Here is a 19,903-nt window from a genome sequence, read left to right as displayed (position 1 = left end):
CGTGCACGTCGTCGCCACGGCAGGGCACGTCGACCACGGCAAGTCGACCCTCGTCAGCGCCCTCACCGGACAGGACCCGGACCGGCTCGACGAGGAGCACCGGCGCGGGCTGTCGATCGAGCTCGGCTACTGCTGGACCGACCTCGACGGGATCGGCGACGTCGCGTTCGTCGACGTCCCGGGCCACGAACGCTTCCTGTCGACCACGCTGGCCGGCCTCGGACCCGTGCCGGTGGCGATGCTGGTGGTGGCCGCCGACGACCCGTGGATGCCTCAGGCGGCCGAGCACCTCGCGGCCCTCGACGCGTTCGGCGTCAGGCACGGACTCGTGGTGGTGAGCCGGTCCGACCTGGCGGACCCGGCAGCCGCGCTCGGGAAGGCGCGGGCCGAGGTCGACCGGACCTCGTTGGCCGGGTGCCCGGCGGTCGTGGTGAGCGGCCGCACGGGGGCCGGGCTGGAGGAGCTCCGAGCCGAGCTCGTGGGTGTGCTCGCGGGTGTGACGGCCGATCCGTCGTCGGACGTCCGGCTGTGGGCGGACCGCGTGTTCAGGGTGGCCGGCGCGGGGACGGTGGTGACCGGGACACTTCCGGCCGGCACCGTGCGGGTCGGGGACGAGCTCGCGTTCGGTGAGGAGTCGGTCCGCGTCCGCGGTCTCGAGTCGCTCGGCCGCCCGGCGGAGGAGGTGTCCGGCCCCGCCCGCGTCGCGCTGCGCCTCGGTGGACGCGCGCCTTCCGCCCTGGGGCGGGGCTCGGCCCTGGTGACACCCGGAGCGTACGCCGAGGTCACCGAGGTCGACGTGCGCCTGCACGGTGAGGGACGCGTGCCCGAGACCCCGCTGCTGCACGTCGGCTCGACCCGGGTGGCGGTCCGGGCCCGCGCGCTCGGTGACCGGTATGCCCGGTTGCGTCTCGGGTCACCCCTGCCCCTGCGGCACGGCGACCGGGTGGCGCTCCGCGACCCCGGCAGCAGGCACCTCTGGGGCGCGGACGTCCTCGACGCCGCCCCGCCCGGACTCGGCCGCCGGGGCGCGGCACGGGCTCGCGCCGTCGAGCTGGCCGGGCTCCGGTCCGACGTGGCGGGCGAGCTGGACCGCCGTGGCGCCGTACGCCGGAGCCTGCTGCGCCGGCTCGGCGTCGACGCCGACCCGGTGCCGCCCGAGGCCGCCTCGGTCGGCGACTGGCTGGTGTCCGGGCAGCAGCTGGCCGTGTGGCGGAAGGCGCTGCACTCGGCGGTCTCAGGTGCACCGGACGGACTCTCCCCCGAGGCCGCGGCCCGCGCGATCGGCCTTCCCGACCGCGGCCTGATCCCCGTGCTGGTCGCCGAGCCCGTCTCGATGCGCGCGGGGCGACTGGTCGTCGACCAGGCGCTGCCGGAGCCCGTGCGGCACGCGCTGGAGACGTTGCACTCCGAGCTCCGGGACGACCCGTTCCGGGCGCCCGACGCAGATCGCCTCGTCGTGCTCGGTCTCGACCGCGGCACGGTCGGGAGGCTCGCGCGGGACGGTCACCTGCTCGCGCTCGGCGACGGGGTCGTGCTGCTGCCCGGCGCCGACGACACGGCGTACGACGTGCTGGGCGCGCTGCCGCAGCCCTTCACCACCAGCCAGGCCCGTCAGGCACTGGGCACCAGCAGACGCGTCGTCCTGCCCCTGTTGGCCCACCTCGACCGGGCCGGCCGGACCGTGCGCCTCCCCGACGACACCCGCCGAGTCCTCCCCCGCCAGACCGCCGCCTCGTGACCAGCTAGGAGGCGACCTCGTCGCGCACGGCGACCCAGGGAGCGGTGATGCCGTGCTCGACCGCCCACAGCACGGCCTGCGTCCGGCTGGTCACGCCCATGGCGCGGTAGGCGGTCCGGATGTGCGACTTCACGGTGTTCATCGAGAGCTCGAGCTCCCGGGCGATCTCCTTGTTCGGGGCGCCCGCGGCGATCAGCGCCACGACGTGGGTCTCCCGGGGTGTCAACGCGATCGGGCGGGGCTTCGGGGGCGCGGGCCGCTGTCCGGCGTCGACCGCGACGATCCGCTCGCCGGCGTGCACCTTCTCGAGGGCGGCGACCAGCTCGAGGGCGGGCAGGTCCTTGGTGAGGTAGCCGTCGGCACCGCCGAGCATGGCGCGCTCGACGAAGCCGTCGCGGCACTCCCACGTGAACACCGCCACCCGAGCCGTTCCCGGAGGCCGGATCACCGTCGTCGGGGCGCCGAGGACGTCGTCGGTACGCCGCCGGAACGGGTCGACCAGCGCCACGTCCGCGATCTCGTCACGGTCGGCGCTGGGTGCGAGAAGCATCGCCCGGTCCGCGTGCTCGGTCAGCAACTGGGTCAGCCCGGCACGCACCAGCTCGCACTCGTTGACGAGACGCACGCGCACGGGTCGATCGAACTCCACGCTCCTCTTGTACCCCCGTCTCGTCACAGCCATGCACCGGACCGCGGAGCTGCGGAGGGTCGTCTGGCTACGCTCGCGTCATGCGGAAGCCGCCGAAGGAAGTCGTCATCGCCGTGGTCGCCGTCGAGGCGGTGTCCGCCGCCTTCGCGTTCCGCGACCTGGCGCGTCGCGGCGACGCCGAGGTCCGCGGCCCCAAGCTCCTGTGGCGGCTGCTGATCGGGATGAACCCGGGCAACTCCCTGGCCTACTGGGTGCTCGGCCGGCGCTGAGCATCGGTCTCGCCGGTGCCGACGCCGCCGGTGCGCCGGAGTTGGTCGGCGACCGCCAGCACCAGGGCGATCACCACGAGGGCGATCGTCGTGTGCAGCGCCACCGAGAACGCCTCGGCGAATTCGCCGTGCGTCGACGCGAGCCGGTCGAAGAACTGCGCCAGGACGACCGCGACGCCGACCGCCGACCCGACCCGTTGCGCTGTCTGCAGGAGCCCTCCGCCGGCTCCGGCCCGTACCGGGTCGACCTCCTCCAGGGACAGGGTCACGTTCGGCGAGATGACCATGCCTCCCCCGGCTCCGGCCAGGAACAGGATGGGTGCGATCTTGGCCCCGATGGACCCGTGCAGGTGCGGCACCACGACGTCGAGCGCGACCAGGCTGGCCCCGATCACGACCAGTCCGGTGATCACCAGTTTGCGGCCGAACCTGCTGACCAGGCGCCCGGCGAGGAACGCGGACACCGCCGAGCCCGCCGCGAACGACATCTGGGTGGCTCCCGCTTCCAGGGCGGAGTACCCCTGCCCCTCCTGCAGGTAGAGCGTGAGGATCAGGAAGATCGCGGTGAACCCGGCGAAGTAGAACGTGCCCAGCGACACCCCGAAGACGTACGACGGCACGCGACGCAGCGACAGGTCGACGAGCGTGCCGTGTCCGCGTCGGGTCCAGAGCACCTCCCAGGCGAGGAAGACCCCGAGGACGACCGCGGCCACCGCCACCATCCACCACGGTCGGTCCGCGAGCGACTGGCCCTGCCCTCCCTGCACGACCGGGAGCAGCACCAGCAGGACCGCCGACGCGAAGAGCAGGATCCCGACCGGGTCCAGCGACGCCGACCGACTGCCCCGGTCGAGCGGCATCCACCGCAGGGCCAGTGCCACCACGACCAGACCGACCGGCACGTTGACGTAGAACACCAGCCGCCACCCGTCGGTCGCCCCGCCGAGCTGGATCAGCAGCCCACCGAGGAGGGGCCCGAGAGCGGTCGAGACACCGACCGTGGCACCGAACAGCCCGAAGGCACGCCCGCGTTCCTGTCCCCGGAACATGTTCTGGATGAAACCGGACACCTGGGGCGTGATCAGCCCGCCGCCGATGCCCTGCACGACCCGCGCCAGGGCGAGCCCCAACGGCCCGGAGGCCGCTCCGCAGGCGGCGCTGGCCGCGGTGAACACCGCGATCCCGCCGAGGAAGACGGTACGACGGGTCCGGGCGTCCCCGATCCGGCCGGCCGGCACGAGCGCCATCCCGAAGGCCAGCGAGTATCCGGCCACCGCCCACTGGATGTCGCTGTCGTCCGCGGAGAGCCCGATCCGGATCGAGGGCAGTGCGACGTTCACGATGCTGACGTCGAGCAGGCACATCCCTCCGGCCACCAGGCAGACGACCAGGGCCCGCCATCGGTGGGCCTCCTCGTGGGGCGCCGTCACGAGTCGGCCGACAACAGGGAGGCGGCCACCTCGAGGTCCGCGACGAGCGCGGCGTAGTCCTCGTGCCGCTGCCGCGAGCGGAGCACCGCCGAGGGATGCGTGGTCGCCACCGCCCAGGACGGCGTCCACGACGACCCGATCCCCCCGTCCGGCCAGTCCAGTGGGTGGCCGCGCGCAGGGCCCACGCGGAACGACGGGCCGAACACGGCGGCGCCGGCGATCGCGCCGAGCAGCACGACGCCTCGCGGACGGACCAGGTCGAGCTCGGCCACCAGCCAGGGCCCGCAGGCCGTGACGTGGACCCGGCTCGGCCCCTTGTGGATCCGCTTGCCGCCGCGGCCGGGATCCCACCGGAAGTGCTTCACGGCGTTCGTCCGGAAGACGATGCCCGGGTCGACGCCGGCGTCCTCCAGGGCGCGGTCGAGAAGCCGCCCGGCCGGGCCGACGAACGGCTTGCCCTGCCGGTCCTCCTGGTCACCGGGCTGCTCACCGACGAGCATCACCGCGGCGTCGAGCGGCCCGTCCCCCGGCACACCGTGGGTGGCGTCGCGGTACAGCTCGCACCCGCGGCAGGCGTCGATCCCGGCTGCCACCGTCTTCTTCCCGAGCCGCTCCGGGACCCATTCCTGGGCACCGGGCCGCTCGGGCCGGTCGCTCGCTGATGTCGCCACACCCGTCCGTTACCCCGCGGCCCGGCCGGCATGAGCCGAACGGGGCGTGGCTACATTCGTCCAATGGTCCGACGCCGCGGTGGGAGCACCGCGGCGTGGTGCGACCGGCTCCTCGACGGCGTGGTCGTGCTGCTCGCGACGTGGACCCTCGTGTACCACGTCTGCCTGGTGACCCGGCTCGGCACGACGCCGGCGATCGCCCTCGAGCTGCTCGCGCTCGCGTGCGCGGCCGGGATCGCAGCACGACGGCCCTGGGTGCCCCCGCCCGTGACGCACGGCGAGCTCGGTCCGGCCCGGTGGGTCGCCAGCGGGGCTCGCCCGCTCCGGGCCACGACCGTCGTTGCCGCCTGCGTCGCGGCCGTGGGCACGGCCCTGAGCGCGCCGTGGGTCCTGGTCTGGGTGCCGTGGCTGATCGCCGCCGTGGCCGGCATCGGCTGGGCGTGCGCGGGCCTGGGTCGTTGCGACGAGCACGCGAGGCCCCGTCCGAGCCGGGACGACCGCGCGGACGGCGAGCAAGGCGAGGGCAGGTGGACGGTCGGCGTGGTCCTGGTCTGGGCGGTCGGTCTGGGCATCTTCTCGCTGTGGCCCCTGCGGTCCAACCCGGACGACCTGTTCTACCTCAACGTCTCGCAGTGGGTTGCCACCCACGGCGAGTTCCCGGTCCGCGACACCCTCTTCGCAGACCTGGTCTACCCGATGTCGAACTGGCCGCCGGTGGCGTCCTACGACGGTCTGGTCGGGGTGGTCGCCAGGATTCTCGGTGCGCACGCTGCCTCGGTGGAGTACATGTCGGTCCCCCCGATCGCCACGGCGCTCTCCGTGTTGGCCCTCTGGCGGTTGCTGCGGACCTGGCGGGTCCGCCACGTCGCGTGGGTGCTGTCGGTCGCGTTGGCCTTCCTCCTTGTCGACGGCACCTCGTCGTACGGCACTCCCGGCAACCTGTTCCTGACGCGCTTGTGGCAGGGCAAGGTCATCCTGCTCTGTCTGGTCGTGCCCCTGCTGCTCGTGCACGCCCTGAGGTACGTCGAGCGACCGACGCGGTCGCGGCTGCCCGCTCTCGCGCTCACGGGCGTGGCATCCGTCGGGCTGAGCACCACCGCCATGTTCCTGACACCGTTGATCGCGCTCGCGGCCATGGCGCCGCTCCTGCCCCGTGCCCGCGGACGCGCCCTGGCCGGCTTCGCCGCCATGGCCGGATACCCACTCGGAGCCGTGGTTGTCACCCTCGTCCTCGGTGGCCGATCCGCGGACGACTTCGGGGACCGCCGCCTCTATCGGTTCGACGCGTCGTGGATCGGTCACCTGATCTTCCTGACCGGCTTTCTGGCTCTGGCGGCGGTCCTCGCGGTCCTGCTCGGGTCTCTGCTCGTCCCGCACCCGGCAGCGCGGGTGACGACCGGTGTCCTGGTCCTGTGCACCGGCATCGTGCTCGTGCCCGGCATCACCCGGGCGATGTACGACGTCACCGGCGTCGGCCCGACCCTGTGGCGGGTGTCGTGGGGGGCGACGATCGCCCCCCTCGTCGGGGTAGCGGCCGTCCGGGCGGCGAGCTGGCTCCACACGTTGAGCGCCCGATGGCGCTTCGGCCGTGGTGCGACGCCCGTGGCGGCCCTGGCTGCGCTGGCGCTGCTGGTCGGATTCGGCCATCCGATCTGGTCGCACGACACCAACGCCTACTTCCGCGAACCGGTCCACTGGCAACGGTCCTACGCGAGCCGCTCCGTGGTGGCGGAGATCCTGCGCGACACCCGACCTGGAGACGTGGTGCTGGCCCCCGACTCGATCTCGGTCACGCTCGCGGTCACGACCACGTCGGTGAAGACGGTCGCGCCCCGCGAGTACTACCTCCATTACCTCGAGCACGACCCGGCCTTCCACTACGCCGATCGACGCGACCTGTGGCAGTACGTCAACGACGCCGTCCCGACACCACCGTTCGACCTTCGTACCGCGCTCCGGCGGGTGGGCGTGGACGTGGCATGCACGGCCATCGCCGACCAGCGCCGGTACGACGCGATCCGCAACGCCGGCTACCGCCCGCTGCTGGCCACGGACTACTACCGCTGCCTCAGTCATGCGTAGCCGACCGGGAACGGGGTACAGACGGGGAGAGACGCCCCGGGCCGGCGCGTCGATATGCTCACGAAGACCTGACCACCCCGACCTCGGGTCGATGCCCCGAGAGGCGTCCCTGGCCGCACGTCGGCGAGAGAGGAAAGCGATGCGAACCCTGGTTGTCGTCACCGGGGGCTCGGGCTTCCTCGACCGGGGCCCCGTGAGCGGGGTGCGCGACGCCGAGGTCGGCAGCGCGCCCGCGGTGGCCCGCTGACCGTGGCCGCGACCTCGACCCTCAGCGCAGCGACGCCCCGACCGCCGCTGCTGCTCACCGCCGTCCTCGCCGTCGCCGTGGTGGTGCAGGCCCTGTCCGACGACGGGCTCTCGGCCAGTGCCCTCGGCTCCCTGGTCGTCGGCACGACGGTGGCGCTGGTCTGCTTCCAGTGGGGCTGCTGGACCTGGCTCTGCTGCGCCGCGGCGTTGCCGGCGCTCCTGGACGACCGGATGCTGAGCCACCAGGACGGCCGCGTGCTGCTCGGGCTCGTGATCGTCTCCTCGGCGCTGCTGCTCCTCGTACGACGTGTCCCGATGTCACCGGCGCTCCCCGTCATCGTCTTCGGCGCCGCATGCGTCATCGCCTTCGTGCTCGCTCACGGCGTCCCGGTGGCCTCGGGCGACCCCGGGATCGTCCATCTCCACGTCGCCTGGCCCGTCGCCGGCGCCTTGGCCCTGGTCGGGCTCGCGGCGGCACTCGGCGTGGGCCGTGCCGAGCCGGTGGACCTCCGTCTCGCCTGTGTCGCGGCGGTGCTCGCGGGTACGTCGAGCGTCGCCGCGGAGGTCAGCTGGTGGCCGGCCGCGGGAGCCCTCGGCGTGACCGCGCTGCTCCGCGGTCGCCGGGGTCGTGGCACCCGCGTGTCCCAGCGCGACCAGGTGGACGAGGCGGCGCTGGCGGAGTTCCGGGACCGCTACGGCAACGTGCCTCTGGGACCGGTCGCGATCGTGATCGCGGCGTACAACGAGGCCGACGGCATCCCCGCGGTGCTCGAGACGCTGCCGGAGGAGATCTGCCGGCTCCACGTGGACGTGATCGTGGTCGACGACGGCAGCACGGACTGCACCGCGGCGGCCCTCGAGCGCACCGCCGCGCACGTCGTGTCGTGCCGGACCAACCGCGGCCAGGGAGCCGCCCTCCGGCTGGGCTACCGGGTGGCCCGCGAGCACGGGGCGGCGTACATCGTCACCACCGACGCCGACGGGCAGTACGCCGTGACGGACATGCCGGCACTCCTCGTGCCGATCCTCGAGGACCGCGCCGATTTCGTGACCGGCTCGCGGATCCTGGGCCACCAGCAGACCCGCGACCGGGTACGTCGCGCCGGCGTCCACGTCTTCGCGTGGCTGGCCACGGTCCTCACCGGGCGTCGCTTCACCGACACGTCTTTCGGTCTGCGCGCGATGCGGGCGGAGGTCACGGGGGTCGTCACTCTCAACCAGCCGCAGTACCAGTCCTCCGAGCTGCTCCTGGGCGTGGTCTCGCACGGCTTCCGGACCCTCGAGGTGCCGGGCACGATGAACCTCCGGTCGGCGGGCTCGACCAAGAAGGGCCGGAACGTCGTCTACGGCCGGCGCTACGCCCGCGCGATGACCGGCACCTGGCTGCGCGAGGGCCTGCCGCGACCGGTGAGCGAGACGGCACCGGCGCTGCGCCACACTCGTGGGCATGGCAACTGACGCGACACCCGTCCGGTGGCGCACCGAGCTGCCGTTCCTGGTCACGCTGGTGGTGGCCGCCGCCCTCCGGGTCCTGATCGTGATCGCCTTCCCGCCAGCGTTCCTGATGAGCGACGCCCCGACGTACCTCGCCATCAGCGACCACCTGGCGCCGTCGCCGGACCGCCCGATCGGCTACAGCATCTTCCTGCGCGGGGTCTCCGACGCGACGCGATCGCTGGAGCTGGTGACGTCCCTGCAAGCGGTCCTCGGCCTGCTCACCGCCGTCGCGGCCTACGCTCTCCTGCGTCGCTGGGGGGTCAGGCCGTGGGTGGCCACCCTGGCCACCGTTCCGACGCTCTTCGACTCGATGCAGCTCCTGCTCGAGCACACGATCCTCAGCGACGTCCTGTTCGGCTTTCTGCTGGTCGCGGGGGTCGCCGCGCTGGCCTGGTGGCCGACGCCGCGGTGGTGGACCACGGTCGTGGCCGGAGCGCTGTTCGGGCTGGCGACCCTCGTGCGCATCCTGGGCGAGCCCATCATCGTGCTCGCGGCCCTGTTCCTGCTGCTGGTCGCGACGTCGTGGCGCACGCGGCTCCTGCACGTGGCACTGGTGGTGGTCGCTTTCGCCGTGCCCGTCTCGGCGTACGCCGCGTGGTACCACCACGAGAACGGCGCATGGGCGATCACGCAGGCGAGCGGCCGGGCGCTCTACATGCGCACGACGACGTTCGTCGACTGCCGCACGCTCCAGGTGCCGGACTACGAACGGGTGCTGTGCCCCGACGACCCGCTCAGCGACCGCCAGGACCCGACCTGGTACGGCTGGCACTCCCAGGAGACCATCCCGCGGCTCCACCCACCGCCGGGCGTGACCGTCCGGCAGGCGATGCGTGACTTCGCGATCCGCGCGATCGAGGCCCAACCGGGCGACTACGCGCGCGACGTCGCGCGGGACTTCAGCCTCGCCTTCATCGGGTACGACCGCGGCAACCACTACGAGATGAGCACGTCGGTGAAGTGGACGTTCGCCCACTACGTCGACTACCAGGCGACGCCCGACTGGACCCGGCCCGCGTTCGAGGCGCACGGCGGCCGGCTGCCCGGGACCAACCAGCCGATGGCGGACGTGATGGCGTGGTACGGACGGTTCGTGTTCCTGACCGGGCCGCTGGCTCTCGCCCTGGTGGTGCTGGCCGCCGTCGGGATCCTCGTACGCCGCCGCCGGGACGGGCCGTCATTGCGGCCCCTGGCGCTGCTGACCCTGGCCCTGCCGTTGATGCTGATCCTGATCCCCGATGTGACCGCACAGTTCGTGTGGCGCTATCAGCTGCCCCTGGTGCTGGTGCTCCCCCTGAGCGCTGCCCTGGGCTGGACACGCCTGCGGCCTCCCACGGGTGCTCCCCGGTCGGACGACACACACAGCCGTGAGCCCGAGCCGCACCGGGTCCCTGCTCAGCGCTGAGAGGCCTCACCCGCGACGCGCGCCACCGCCAGCACCGACTGGCCGAACGGCGGGGTGACCCGGCGCTCGACGGCGCGGGTCACCGGCACCACGAAGCGGTCGTAGGTGCGCACCAGACCGGGGTTCGGCGCCCCGACGCCGCCACGACGGACGGCCATCCACCAGGCGAGGCCGCCGAGGAGGTTGACGGGCTTGACCAGCTCGGCGGAGAGTCCGGCGTTACGGATGACGGCGCGCACGGTGGCCGGCGTGTAGCGCCGCACGTGCCCGACCGCCCGGTCGAAGTCGCCGTACAGCTGCATGTACGCCGGCACCCACAGCACGATCCGCCCGCCCGGCTCCGTCATCTCGGCGAGCGCGCGCAGGGCGCCCGTGTCGTCGTCGAGGTGCTCGAGGACGTTGATCGCGACCACCGTGGACACAGGCTTGCCGAGGTCGAGGACGCCCTCCGCCAGGTCGAAGACCCGCGCCTCGACCTCGGGTCGCGTCGCGAAGCGCTCCGCCATCGCCGCGACGGCCGCCGGGTCGACGTCGGTCACCACGTGCCGCTCCAGCCCCGAGAACTGGGCGGCGAACTCCCCCAGCCCGGCGCCGACCTCCAGCACCGACGGACCGCAGTGCGCCTCGATGAGCTCGTGCTGGAAGGCGCGGTAGCGCCGCTGGTCGGCACCAGAGGAGTCCTCGAGCGACCGTCCGGTCGCGGCGCAGAAGGCACCGGCTGACCCCACAGAGCCCCCGGAGCCGACTGAGCCGTTCTCGCCCGGCTCGTTGCTCACCGGCGGTCCTCGGCGGCCTCGAGCAGGTGGAGCCACCGGAAGAGCCGCTCCAGCAGCAGGAAGCGGAGCGCGAACACCACGACGTACGTCCCGAGGAACACCGCGGCCACCAGCGTCACCCGGACCGAGGACGAGACAGCCTCGTGGTGAAGCCAGTTGTCGGCGAGGTGGGTCAGAAGGGTCGCCAGCACCAGGGTGGTGAGGATGATCGCGACGTACGGCAGGACCTCGCGGCGCAGACTGGGGCGGCCCGTGCGCTGCCAGGCCCAGTTGCGGTTGAGCCAGAAGTTCGGCACGGCACCGGCCAGCCAGGAGAGCACTGACGACCAGGTCGTCCCCACGCCGAGCAGCCCGTAGAGCACCACGAAGGCCACCTCGCTGCACACGGTCGCCACCACGGAGCCGGTGAGGTAGCGCAGCAGCTTCGGCCCCAGCCGCGGAGTCACCGGGGCGGCCTCGGCGACCGAGGAGTCGGGGGGACTGGCCATGCGGACGAGCGTAGTGGTGCGGGCTCGGCGCGGGCCGACCGGCCGCCGCCACCGGCCGTCGGCTCGGGTCCGGGCTCAGGCCCGCTCAGGTTCGGCCGTGGTCGTCGTCGTCATCGTCGGGGACGGGGATCGCCTGCTCGAGCAGGTCGCCCTCGTCGACGTCGTCCCGGCTGGGAACGTCGACGGACTCCTCGTCCGTCACCGGTGCACCCTGCTCGGCGAGGTCGGCTGCGTCGGCTTCGGCTGCGCGGTCGTGCGGGTTGCTGGTGCTCATCGGGACCTCCGCATGCGTGAAAGGGGCTCCCTCCAGTGTGCTCGGCTGCTCGGAGCCCGCACGGCCGGGGTCGGCACCCTTGACACGACCACTTCGGTCAGGCTCTACTAACGGTTAGTGAATACTAACGGAGTTGATGACGGCTGGGGCGCCCTGGCGGACCCGACCCGGCGCGAGATCGTGTCGCGGCTGGCGGAGCGTCCACGCCCGGTCGGCGAGCTGGCCGCCGAGCTGCCGGTCACCCGCTCGGCCGTCTCCCAGCACCTGCGCATCCTCAAGGACGCCGGCCTTGTCTCCGAGCGCGCCCAGGGCACGCGCCGGATCTACCGCGTCAACCCGGTGGCCCTGGCAGCGCTCCGCGACCAGCTCGAGACCTACTGGCAGCGCTCCCTGACCCGCTACGCCGACACCATCGCCGACGATTCCACGAGTGGCCCTCAGGAGGACCGATGACCCAGACCCAGACCGCCGTACATCTCGAGATCGTCGTCGACGCACCGGTGGAACGGGCGTTCGCCGTGTTCACCGAGCGGTTCGGCGACATCAAGCCGCCCGAGCACAACCTGCTCCCCTCCCCGATCGCCCGGACCGTGCTCGAGCCGTGGGTCGGCGGGAACATCGTCGACCGGGCCGAGGACGGGACCGAGTGCCGCTGGGCGCGTATCCTCGCCTACGACCCGCCGGAGAGGCTGGTCTTCAGCTGGGACATCAGCCCGCGCTGGCAGATCGAGTCCGACCCCGAGCTCACCAGTGAGGTCGAGGTCCGGTTCGTCGCCGAGGGGCCGGACCGCACCCGCGTCGAGCTGGAGCACCGCAATCTCGATCGCCACGGCACCGGCTGGGAGTCGGTCCACGGGGGCGTCGAGGGCGACCAGGGCTGGCCGTTGTACCTGGCCCGGTACGCCGCCCTGTTCGGCGAGGGCTGACCACCGCCGTCCGCAGGCGCACGCCCCGGCTAGGACGACAGGTGGAAGCTGGTCGACGAGGTGGACGTGGCGACCACGTGGCCGGACGCCACGACGTACGCCGGGGGCTCGTGGTGGGTGAGCACCGAGCGCAACGTCGGGTGCCGGTGGACGACGAGATCGGCGTTGCCGCCCTCGGTCAGCCGGTGCCCGGCCAGGCCGAGCACGGTCGCGGCCGTGGTCGTCACGGCGTCGTAGACCAGGCTGATCCCGGCGCCGTCGACGGCCCCCAGGGCGTGCGCGGCGAGGAAGGCGACCTCGGCCAGGTTGTGGCGGCCGAACGGGTAGAAGGCGTCCTCGATGTCGTCCTGGCCGAGGGCGACGGGAAGCCCCATGGCGGTCAGCTCGAGCACCGGCAGGTGCACCGGACCGGTGTGCGGGTCGCTGACGAAGCCGAGACCCCCGCGCGTCGCGAGCCGACCGAGCCGCTCCAGGGCGGGCCGGGGATACCGCCCCAGGGCCCGCGCGTGGAGGGCGACCCCGCGACCCACCAGGTCGTGCTCGAGCATCGCCTCCGCGAGCATCTCGGTCGTGCGCAGGCTCGCGTCCCCGGCGTCGTCGACGAGCATCGCCACCCGCCGGCCGTGGTCCGCGGCGAGCGCGCACATCCGGCGTACGTGCTCGCGGGCGTCGGCGTCGGAGTGCTCGATCCAGGGGATGCCACCGACGACGTCGGCGCCCAGGTCGACCGCCTCACGGATCAGGTCCTCGGCGCCGGGGTCGCAGAGCAGACCGTCCTGCGGGAACGCCACCACCTGCAGGTCGACCACGCCGCGGAACTCGTCCCGCAACGCCAGCAGCGGGATCACGCCCTCGAGGCGGGCCTTGGTGTCCACGTCGGCGAACGCCAGGATGTGCCGGACGCCGTGCCGCACGCCCTGCAGGAGTGCCGCGCGGGCGTTCGGCTCGATCCAGGTGCGGTCGTAGTCCGCCTTCACCGCCGACGCGAGCCCGATCGAGAGCAACGCGGAACCCGGGTCCCCGGCGGTGTACGCCGTGAGCGCGGCGTCGCCGGCCCGGTCCAGCGTGTGCACCTTGTCCAGGTGCAGATGCGTGTTCACGAAGCTCTCGGTGACCAGTCCGCCGCCGGCGTCGATCTCGTCCCGGCCGGTCAACCGATCCTCGCTGACCGTCGTGATGAGGCCGTCGTCGACGCCGATCTGCCAGCGGCCGGGGCGGCCCCGCATAGCAGCGTCCGCGACGACGAGCCGGTGCGCGCTCACGCGCCAGTTATAGCGCCGAGCGTCGCCTCCCGGCTGCCGCCGGTCCGTGCAGCGTCACCGGCGGCAGGAACTCGCCGACCCGCTCGCGTGCCCACCACTCGCCGCTGACGGCGTGCTCCCTCCGGGTGGTGAACCGGTAGCGGTAGACCAGTGCCCGCACGGCGTACGGCGCGTCACCGGCGAACGGGTCACGCAGCAGCAGGCGTGACACCGCGCGGTCGCCCTCGAGGAGCCGCTGGACGAGCGTTCGGAACCACGGTTCGGCGTACCGGGGTGACAGGGCGGCGAACCACATCAGCCAGTCCAGACGAAGGTGGTACGGCGCGAACTGCCGCGGGCGCCGCTTCGGGTCTCCCGGCTTGCCCCGGAACTCGTACTCCTCCCACGCCGAGGCCGAGCCGGGCCGGGGATCACGGGTCCCCGCCACGACGATCTCGAAACGGGTCCGAGTGATGCTCCCGAAAGCACCGTAGGCGTTCACCAGGTGCCACGGGTTGAACGAGGTGTTCATCCGCTGCCGGGAGGACAGCAGGTTCGCCACCGGCCAGTAGCTGAGCACGAGGACGGCCGCGGTGACCGCGCAGACGACCACCGCGAACGGCGTCGGCGTACCGGCGGAGGCATGGTGGCCGGGCCCCGGCAGGGCCGGCGCGAGCCAGCGGTCGGGCAGGGCCGAGAAGGCGAGCACGACGGTGATCCAGTTGAGCCAGGAGAAGTTCCCGCTGGCGACCAGCCAGAGCTGGGTCACGATCATCACCACGGCAGCGATGCCGGCCACCGGCTGGGGCAGGAACAGCAGGACCGGCACCACCAGCTGGGTGGTGTGGTTCGCGAGCACCTCGAGCCGGTGCAGCGGCCGCGGGAGATGGTGGAAGTACCAGCTGAACGGCCCGGGCATCGGCTGGGTCTCGTGGTGGTAGTACAGGCAGGTCAGGTCGCGCCAGCACGGGTCGCCGCGCATCTTGATCAGCCCGGCACCGCACTCGACCCGGAACAGCAGCCAGCGCACGAGGTAGAGGGTGAGCAGCGGAGGGTCGGTGGAGTCGTTGCCGAGGAAGACGGCGAGGAAGCCGGCCTCGAGCAGCAGCGACTCCCAGCCGAAGGCGTACCAGGTCTGGCCGACGTTGACGATGGAGAGGTAGAGAAGCCAGAGCACGGCCCAGACCGCCATCGCAGCGGCCAGGGGGACGGCGTCGGTCAGGCCCACCACGGTCGCGAGCGACACCACGGCGCCGACCCAGGCGACCGTGAGGAACGTCCGGTCGGAGTGGTGCAGGTGGAACAGGCTGGGCGAGCGCCGGAACCCGGTCGACCTCAGGTAGCGCCGGACAGGCGTGAGGCCGTGCTCACCGAGGAGGGCGCGGTACTGCCGGGCGGCGACGACGAAGGCGACCAGGTAGATCGCGGCCACCGAGCGCTGGAACAGCATCCGTGCCAACCAGCTGTGCTCCGCCGCGAACCAGTCCACCGCGCTGCCCGTCGACTAGCTCCGAGAGGGGTCGATCGGCAGCCGGACGCCGAAGCGGCGGTCCAGGGCGACCCGGGCGGCGTGGTAGCCGCACATCCCGTGCACGCCGGGGCCGGGCGGGGTCGCCGAGGAGCAGAGGTAGACCGCGGGGTCGGGCGTGGCGTACGGCGTGCGGCGCAGGTGCGGTCGGGCGACCAGCCGTAGTCCGGCCGCACTGCCGCACGCGATGTCGCCGCCGACGTAGTTCGGGTTGGCGGCCTCGAGGTCGCGTGGCCGGGTCACATGACGGGCGTGGACGATGTCCCGGAAGCCGGGGGCGAACCGCTCGATCTGTCGCTCCACGGCGTCGGTCAGGTCGCCGTCGTAGCCGCTGGGGACGTGCGCGTAGACCCAGAAAGTGTGGCCTCCCGTCGGCGCGCGGGAGGGGTCGACGAGCGTGGGCTGGGCGGTGATCAGGAACGGCGGGTCGGGGACACGGCCCGTGTGCACGTCGGACAGGGCGGCGCGCACCTCGGCGTACCTCGCGGCGAGGTGCACGGTCCCGGCCCTGCGGCAGGCCGGAGACGTCCAGGGCACCGGCTCGTCCAGGGCGTAGTCGATCTTGTAGACGCCGGGGCCGTACCGGTAGCGCATCAGTCGCGAGCGGAACGGGGCGGGCAGCCGGTCGCCGGCGATCCGGGCCAGGGCGGTGGGTGAGACGTCGAGGAGGTAGGCCCGCGCGGGTGGCACCTCGGCCAGGTCGCGCACCTCGTGGCCGAGGACGACCTCGCCCCCGTGCGCGGTGAGGTCGGCCAGCAACGCGTCGACGATGGACTGGGAGCCCCCGCGCGGGATCGGCCATCCGGAGGAGTGCGCGGCGACCGCGAACACCAGTGCGACCGCGGTGCCGGTGGGCGCGGTGAGCGGCGCCATCGCGTGCGCGGTCATCCCGGCGAGCAGCGCGGGTGCCCGCTCGCCGCGGAAGATCCGGCCGAGGAGCGCAGCCGGTACGGCGGACCGCAGCCCGAGCTGCGCCAGCCGCAGTGGGTGTTCCGGCCAGGCCGACCAGGGGGGCCGCAGGATGTCGGCTGCGAGCTCGTCCCAGCGTCCTGCGAACGGCTCCATCAGCCGCCGGTAGGCGGTCTCGTCCGGGCCCAGCGAGGCGGCGGTCTCGTCGACCGAACGGGCCAGCAACCCCGCCGTACCGTCCGGGAACGGGTGGGCCATCGGGATCTCGGGCTGCAGCCACTCCAGCCCGTGCCTGTTGAGCTCGAGGGTCGTGAAGACCGGCGACCTGATCGCGAGCGGATGCACGGCAGAGCACGGGTCGTGCCGGAATCCGGGCAGCGTGAGCTCACGCGTGCGCGACCCCCCACCGGCGGTCTCTGCAGCCTCGTACACCCGCACGGCGAGGCCGGCGCGGGCCATCACGGCGGCCGCGGTCAGGCCGTTGGGACCCGCCCCTACGACCACGGCGTCGACCTCGGCCATGACCTCAGCCTAAGGACCGGTGGGGGGTCGGCGTCCGCGCAGCGGGTGCCGAGGGTCAGCCCTGCGGCGCCGTGTTGTCGGTCCCTCCCAGACGTCGCAGGAACTCGTGGCACTGGTGGGCGCGCTCGGAGTCCTGCTTCATGACGTCTCGGAAGAACGACGCGATGTCGTCCTGCTTGGCGTTGTCCGCGTCCCGCACGTACTGCCCGTAGTCGTGGCCGGCCTTGAGCGCGTGGTACTGCACCGAGATCAGGTCGTAGGTCACGTCGTCGAAGCCCGTCTCACCGGTTGCCATGGGTCACTCCTCCACTGGTTGTTCCGTTCAGCTGTCGAGACCTGTCGGGTACCCCGCCAGCGCTGATGGATGCCTGCGCCGGCCGCCGACAGCATGTCGTCAGAGGATCGGACGTCCGCCCGTCACGGCGACCCGCGCTCCCGACACGTAGCTGCCCTCGTCGGATGCGAGCAGCACGTAGACCGGAGCCAGCTCCACCGGTTGGCCCGGGCGGCCCAGGGGTGTGTTGGACCCGAACTGCTCGACCTTGTCCGGCTCCATCGTGGACGGGATCAGCGGTGTCCAGATCGGCCCGGGCGCCACACTGTTGACCCGGATGCCGCGCTCCCCGAGCATCTGCGCGAGGCTGGCGGTGAGGTTCGCGATCGCGGCCTTGGTCGCGGCGTACGGCGCCAGCGTGGGGTTGGGGTTGTCGGAGTTGACCGACGAGCTGCCGATGATGGACGATCCCTCCCCCATGTGCGGCAGCGCGGCCTTGCACAGGTGGAACATCGCCGAGAGGTTCGTCGCGATGGTGTGGTCCCACTCCTCGTCGGGCACGTCCTCGAGCGTCTCGCGGGTCATCTGGTACGCCGCGTTGTTGACCAGGACGTCGATCCGGCCGAACTCCTCGACCGCCTTCGCGACGATGTCCCGGCAGTGCTGGGGTGAGGAGATGTCGCCGGACACGAGCACGGCGCGCCGGCCGGCCTTCTCGACGTACGTCGCGGTGTCCTCGGCGTCCTCGTGCTCGCTGAGGTAGGAGATCAGCACGTCGGCGCCCTCGCGGGCATAGGCGATCGCCACCGCCCGGCCGATCCCGCTGTCGGCGCCGGTGATCACCGCGCACTTGCCCTTCAGGCGCCCGTGCCCCTCGTAGCTCTCCTCGCCGCAGTCCGGACGCGGCTCCATCCGCGCCCGGCTCCCGGGCGGTTCCTGATGTTGCGGAGGTTGGCTCATGGCATCCAGGTATCCGACGGGTCGCCGGGCCATGCCCCGTTGATCGTGCGCGGGTTGATCCCGGCTGGTTCCCTGGAAGCCATGTCCCCGACACCGCGTCGCAAGCGCATCCCGCCCCGGACGCCACGTCAGCAGCAGACTCGGATGGCCCGCCGCCTCGAACGCCACCCGAAGAAGTCCGACGACCTCGACGTGGACGCCGTACTGCAGTCCGCCGCCGAGGCGGTACGTCAGGCGTGGGGCGAGCACGAAGAAACCCGATGACCCCCCCCCGGCCCGCTCCTCGTGCCCGCGCGGAACTTTCCGGTCTCGCGGTGCCCTGGGATCCTCCGGTCGAGTTGTGGGCCGCCCGCGGTGGTCCCCATTGCCTAGTCTCCTCGTGTGAGCCATACCGACGTGGGACGGGCGGTCGTCGACGCACCACTCGACGAGGTGTTTGCTGCGCTCGTTGACGAGGCGGCCAGGACTGCCTGGCTCCCTCCTGCCGGCATGTCCGGGCGGTTCAGCTGGTTCGACGCCAGACCCGGCGGTGGCTACCGGATGACTTTGAGCTACGACGACGCGACGACACGAGGGAAGTCCGGCCAGAACACCGACGTGGTCGAGGCGAGGTTCGTCAGCATGGACGAACCCCATCGGCTGGTCGAGGAGGCGGACTTCGTCTCCGATGACCCCGACCTGGCCGGAACGATGACGATGACGTGGTCTCTCGAGCCCGTCGACGCCGGGACTCTCGTCATCATCACGGCCACCGACGTTCCAGACGGAATCTCGAGCGAGGACCACGCCATGGCCTTCGAGTCCACCTTGAGCAACCTGGACGCGTATGTCACTCGGAATCGCCACCGAACGTCGCGAACACGACTTCCTGCGGCTGACCCCCGTCGGCATGACCGAACGTGACTGCGGCATAGGAACACAGGCTGCGGTGGGGTGTGGAGGGTGGGATCGTCCCCCTGCTGAGCTCTGCGGGCTCGGTGTCCCGTCGCAGAAGGAGGACGGCGCAGGCCGGAAGCGCCACGCGCGATTGGCGCGGCTTCGCGCGCTGATCCCTCTCGAGAACGTCAGTCCAGTGTGTGGCGACCTGGCTCCTGAAGACCGTTCCACCATCGGCGCACGAGGGCACCCGAGGCGGCGAACATGAATCCCGGTCCGACGATGAGTCCGGCACCGAGACGCAACGAGGTTCGTGGGAAGTCCCCGTTCGGCAGGTACACCACGCCCAAGAGGCCTGCCGCCAACGCGACCAGGCCCAGGCAGAACATGACGGCTACGGCGCCGTACAAGCCTCTATCAGGGTGCGCCGGCGTGTGAAACAGCCGCCGAGACACGCGGAGCCACCAGCCGTGGACACCAGTCTCGTCTCGGGCCTCGGACACGCACTGAATGTTCCCATCTCGTCGACCGCTTCACGGCGTCCACGCCGCAATGCCTCCTCGGAGGTGAGGGCGGACACCAGAGGGCAGCGCCGGGCGTACGGCGAACGTTCCTCCCACGCCCGTGTTCGCCCATGTTCGCCCAGGCCGACCGGGTGGCCCGGGGCACGACTCCCGCATGTGCGGGACCCGCTACCGCGGCCTGCGCTTCAAGAAGTCCGACTCCCGCTTTCCGCCGCTTGCGTCGAAGTCGCCCGCCGAACCCATCCGGCTTTCATTGAGCTGGTCCAACTTGTCGCCATTTTGACCCGGATCGGTGAAGTGTCCCCGCCGCGCCTGTCTGGCAACAGGAGAACGGATCAACCAAACCACGGTCCCGAGCCCGACCAGAACGAGAAAGCCGTAGAAGATCATCGGGCCTCCACTCGTGACAAGCGTGTAGTGACGTCAAGCATTCCACCGCAACAAGCGAGTCGCATGGTTCTTTTGACGTCCAGCAGGGGGTCTGTCAGATCAACGGTGTAAGTGGCGTTCATCTTGTTAGCGGTTCTCCGCGGCCGGCATCCGGTCGGCGAAGGTGACGGCGAACGCATTCAGGGCGGGCTTCCACCGCACTGCCCATCGTGTCTGGCCGGTGCCTTT

At 72.1% G+C, this 19,903-nt stretch carries 21 protein-coding genes; 9 read left to right on the top strand and 12 right to left on the bottom strand.

Features of this window, described 5'->3' with window-relative positions; translation table 11 throughout:
* Position 1 precedes the first annotated feature (1 nt).
* Positions 2-1,738 (top strand): SelB C-terminal domain-containing protein, encoded by a 1,737-nt coding sequence (locus VGK78_RS04845; RefSeq protein ID WP_331526314.1) that lies wholly within the window; start codon positions 2-4, stop codon positions 1,736-1,738.
* Positions 1,739-1,742: 4 nt separating this feature from the next.
* Here VGK78_RS04845 and VGK78_RS04840 read toward each other — a convergent pair whose 3' ends face one another.
* On the bottom strand, positions 1,743-2,369 hold the full coding sequence (locus VGK78_RS04840; protein WP_331526313.1) for a response regulator transcription factor: 627 nt from the start codon (positions 2,367-2,369) through the stop codon (positions 1,743-1,745).
* A gap of 98 nt (positions 2,370-2,467) precedes the next feature.
* Here VGK78_RS04840 and VGK78_RS04835 point away from each other — a divergent pair, with 98 nt between their 5' ends.
* The gene (locus VGK78_RS04835) at positions 2,468-2,656 is read left to right on the top strand and encodes a hypothetical protein (protein ID WP_331526312.1); all 189 of its coding nucleotides are present in this window, start codon (positions 2,468-2,470) and stop codon (positions 2,654-2,656) included.
* Here the strand turns inward: VGK78_RS04835 and VGK78_RS04830 are convergent.
* Both VGK78_RS04830 and VGK78_RS04825 read right to left on the bottom strand, forming a co-directional pair.
* A complete protein-coding gene (locus VGK78_RS04830) occupies positions 2,632-4,086 on the bottom strand; it encodes an MFS transporter (protein WP_331526311.1) in 1,455 nt (484 codons plus the stop codon). The genes VGK78_RS04835 and VGK78_RS04830 overlap by 25 nt on opposite strands.
* Positions 4,083-4,757, bottom strand: coding sequence for a UdgX family uracil-DNA binding protein (locus VGK78_RS04825; RefSeq protein WP_331526310.1), 675 nt, complete (start codon positions 4,755-4,757; stop codon positions 4,083-4,085). Before VGK78_RS04825 ends, VGK78_RS04830 begins: the two co-directional genes overlap by 4 nt.
* Positions 4,758-4,820: 63 nt before the next feature.
* Here VGK78_RS04825 and VGK78_RS04820 point away from each other — a divergent pair, with 63 nt between their 5' ends.
* From VGK78_RS04820 to VGK78_RS04810, 3 genes are all read left to right on the top strand, one after another.
* Positions 4,821-6,839, top strand: a complete 2,019-nt coding sequence (locus VGK78_RS04820) for a DUF6077 domain-containing protein (RefSeq protein ID WP_331526309.1) — start codon at positions 4,821-4,823, stop codon at positions 6,837-6,839.
* A gap of 249 nt (positions 6,840-7,088) precedes the next feature.
* The gene (locus VGK78_RS04815) at positions 7,089-8,543 is read left to right on the top strand and encodes a glycosyltransferase family 2 protein (RefSeq protein ID WP_331526307.1); all 1,455 of its coding nucleotides are present in this window, start codon (positions 7,089-7,091) and stop codon (positions 8,541-8,543) included.
* Positions 8,533-9,987 carry a phospholipid carrier-dependent glycosyltransferase gene (locus tag VGK78_RS04810; protein WP_331526305.1) on the top strand — a complete coding sequence of 485 codons (1,455 nt, stop codon included), beginning with the start codon at positions 8,533-8,535 and terminating at the stop codon, positions 9,985-9,987. Before VGK78_RS04815 ends, VGK78_RS04810 begins: the two co-directional genes overlap by 11 nt.
* Here the strand turns inward: VGK78_RS04810 and VGK78_RS04805 are convergent.
* The 3 genes from VGK78_RS04805 to VGK78_RS04795 form a co-directional block, all read right to left on the bottom strand.
* Positions 9,978-10,763, bottom strand: coding sequence for a class I SAM-dependent methyltransferase (locus VGK78_RS04805; protein ID WP_331526304.1), 786 nt, complete (start codon positions 10,761-10,763; stop codon positions 9,978-9,980). The genes VGK78_RS04810 and VGK78_RS04805 overlap by 10 nt on opposite strands.
* A complete protein-coding gene (locus VGK78_RS04800; protein ID WP_331526302.1) occupies positions 10,760-11,251 on the bottom strand; it encodes a GtrA family protein in 492 nt (163 codons plus the stop codon). Before VGK78_RS04800 ends, VGK78_RS04805 begins: the two co-directional genes overlap by 4 nt.
* 85 nt (positions 11,252-11,336) lie before the next feature.
* The gene (locus VGK78_RS04795; protein ID WP_331526301.1) at positions 11,337-11,525 is read right to left on the bottom strand and encodes a hypothetical protein; all 189 of its coding nucleotides are present in this window, start codon (positions 11,523-11,525) and stop codon (positions 11,337-11,339) included.
* Between the two features lie 117 nt (positions 11,526-11,642).
* Here VGK78_RS04795 and VGK78_RS04790 point away from each other — a divergent pair, with 117 nt between their 5' ends.
* Positions 11,643-11,978, top strand: a complete 336-nt coding sequence (locus VGK78_RS04790; protein ID WP_331526300.1) for a metalloregulator ArsR/SmtB family transcription factor — start codon at positions 11,643-11,645, stop codon at positions 11,976-11,978.
* Positions 11,975-12,451 (top strand): SRPBCC family protein, encoded by a 477-nt coding sequence (locus tag VGK78_RS04785; RefSeq protein ID WP_331526299.1) that lies wholly within the window; start codon positions 11,975-11,977, stop codon positions 12,449-12,451. Before VGK78_RS04790 ends, VGK78_RS04785 begins: the two co-directional genes overlap by 4 nt.
* A 29-nt stretch (positions 12,452-12,480) precedes the next feature.
* On the opposite strand, the gene VGK78_RS04780 is transcribed toward VGK78_RS04785, so the two are convergent.
* The 5 genes from VGK78_RS04780 to VGK78_RS04760 form a co-directional block, all read right to left on the bottom strand.
* Positions 12,481-13,713 (bottom strand): amidohydrolase family protein, encoded by a 1,233-nt coding sequence (locus VGK78_RS04780; RefSeq protein WP_331526297.1) that lies wholly within the window; start codon positions 13,711-13,713, stop codon positions 12,481-12,483.
* 7 nt (positions 13,714-13,720) lie between these two features.
* The gene (locus tag VGK78_RS04775) at positions 13,721-15,181 is read right to left on the bottom strand and encodes a lipase maturation factor family protein (protein WP_331526296.1); all 1,461 of its coding nucleotides are present in this window, start codon (positions 15,179-15,181) and stop codon (positions 13,721-13,723) included.
* A 15-nt stretch (positions 15,182-15,196) separates the two neighbouring features.
* Positions 15,197-16,651 carry an NAD(P)/FAD-dependent oxidoreductase gene (locus VGK78_RS04770; RefSeq protein ID WP_331526295.1) on the bottom strand — a complete coding sequence of 485 codons (1,455 nt, stop codon included), beginning with the start codon at positions 16,649-16,651 and terminating at the stop codon, positions 15,197-15,199.
* 55 nt (positions 16,652-16,706) lie between these two features.
* On the bottom strand, positions 16,707-16,946 hold the full coding sequence (locus tag VGK78_RS04765) for a hypothetical protein (protein ID WP_331526294.1): 240 nt from the start codon (positions 16,944-16,946) through the stop codon (positions 16,707-16,709).
* Between the two features lie 99 nt (positions 16,947-17,045).
* Positions 17,046-17,837 carry a glucose 1-dehydrogenase gene (locus VGK78_RS04760; protein WP_331526293.1) on the bottom strand — a complete coding sequence of 264 codons (792 nt, stop codon included), beginning with the start codon at positions 17,835-17,837 and terminating at the stop codon, positions 17,046-17,048.
* Between the two features lie 129 nt (positions 17,838-17,966).
* Here VGK78_RS04760 and VGK78_RS04755 point away from each other — a divergent pair, with 129 nt between their 5' ends.
* Both VGK78_RS04755 and VGK78_RS04750 read left to right on the top strand, forming a co-directional pair.
* Entirely contained in the window at positions 17,967-18,149 is a 183-nt protein-coding gene (locus VGK78_RS04755) for a hypothetical protein (protein WP_331526292.1), read from the top strand.
* Positions 18,150-18,266: 117 nt separating this feature from the next.
* Entirely contained in the window at positions 18,267-18,788 is a 522-nt protein-coding gene (locus tag VGK78_RS04750; protein WP_331526291.1) for an SRPBCC domain-containing protein, read from the top strand.
* 665 nt (positions 18,789-19,453) lie between these two features.
* Here the strand turns inward: VGK78_RS04750 and VGK78_RS04745 are convergent.
* Positions 19,454-19,675 carry a hypothetical protein gene (locus VGK78_RS04745; RefSeq protein ID WP_331526290.1) on the bottom strand — a complete coding sequence of 74 codons (222 nt, stop codon included), beginning with the start codon at positions 19,673-19,675 and terminating at the stop codon, positions 19,454-19,456.
* Between the last annotated feature and the right edge of the window lie 228 nt (positions 19,676-19,903).

The organism is Nocardioides sp. (assembly GCF_036503465.1).
Lineage (GTDB): Bacteria > Actinomycetota > Actinomycetes > Propionibacteriales > Nocardioidaceae > Nocardioides.
Note: the sequence above shows the minus strand (reverse complement) of the source record. Positions and strands in the feature narration are given on the sequence as shown.

Bases quoted from the DNA above. Each gene is read 5' to 3' on its own strand.
- VGK78_RS04835 (WP_331526312.1), top strand. From the start codon at position 2,468: ATGCGGAAGCCGCCGAAGGAAGTCGTCATCGCCGTGGTCGCCGTCGAG.
- VGK78_RS04820 (WP_331526309.1), top strand. From the start codon at position 4,821: ATGGTCCGACGCCGCGGTGGGAGCACCGCGGCGTGGTGCGACCGGCTC.
- VGK78_RS04810 (WP_331526305.1), top strand. From the start codon at position 8,533: ATGGCAACTGACGCGACACCCGTCCGGTGGCGCACCGAGCTGCCGTTC.
- VGK78_RS04800 (WP_331526302.1), bottom strand. From the start codon at position 11,251: ATGGCCAGTCCCCCCGACTCCTCGGTCGCCGAGGCCGCCCCGGTGACT.
- VGK78_RS04795 (WP_331526301.1), bottom strand. From the start codon at position 11,525: ATGAGCACCAGCAACCCGCACGACCGCGCAGCCGAAGCCGACGCAGCC.
- VGK78_RS04785 (WP_331526299.1), top strand. From the start codon at position 11,975: ATGACCCAGACCCAGACCGCCGTACATCTCGAGATCGTCGTCGACGCA.
- VGK78_RS04770 (WP_331526295.1), bottom strand. From the start codon at position 16,651: ATGGCCGAGGTCGACGCCGTGGTCGTAGGGGCGGGTCCCAACGGCCTG.
- VGK78_RS04765 (WP_331526294.1), bottom strand. From the start codon at position 16,946: ATGGCAACCGGTGAGACGGGCTTCGACGACGTGACCTACGACCTGATC.
- VGK78_RS04760 (WP_331526293.1), bottom strand. From the start codon at position 17,837: ATGGAGCCGCGTCCGGACTGCGGCGAGGAGAGCTACGAGGGGCACGGG.
- VGK78_RS04755 (WP_331526292.1), top strand. From the start codon at position 17,967: ATGTCCCCGACACCGCGTCGCAAGCGCATCCCGCCCCGGACGCCACGT.
- VGK78_RS04745 (WP_331526290.1), bottom strand. From the start codon at position 19,675: ATGATCTTCTACGGCTTTCTCGTTCTGGTCGGGCTCGGGACCGTGGTT.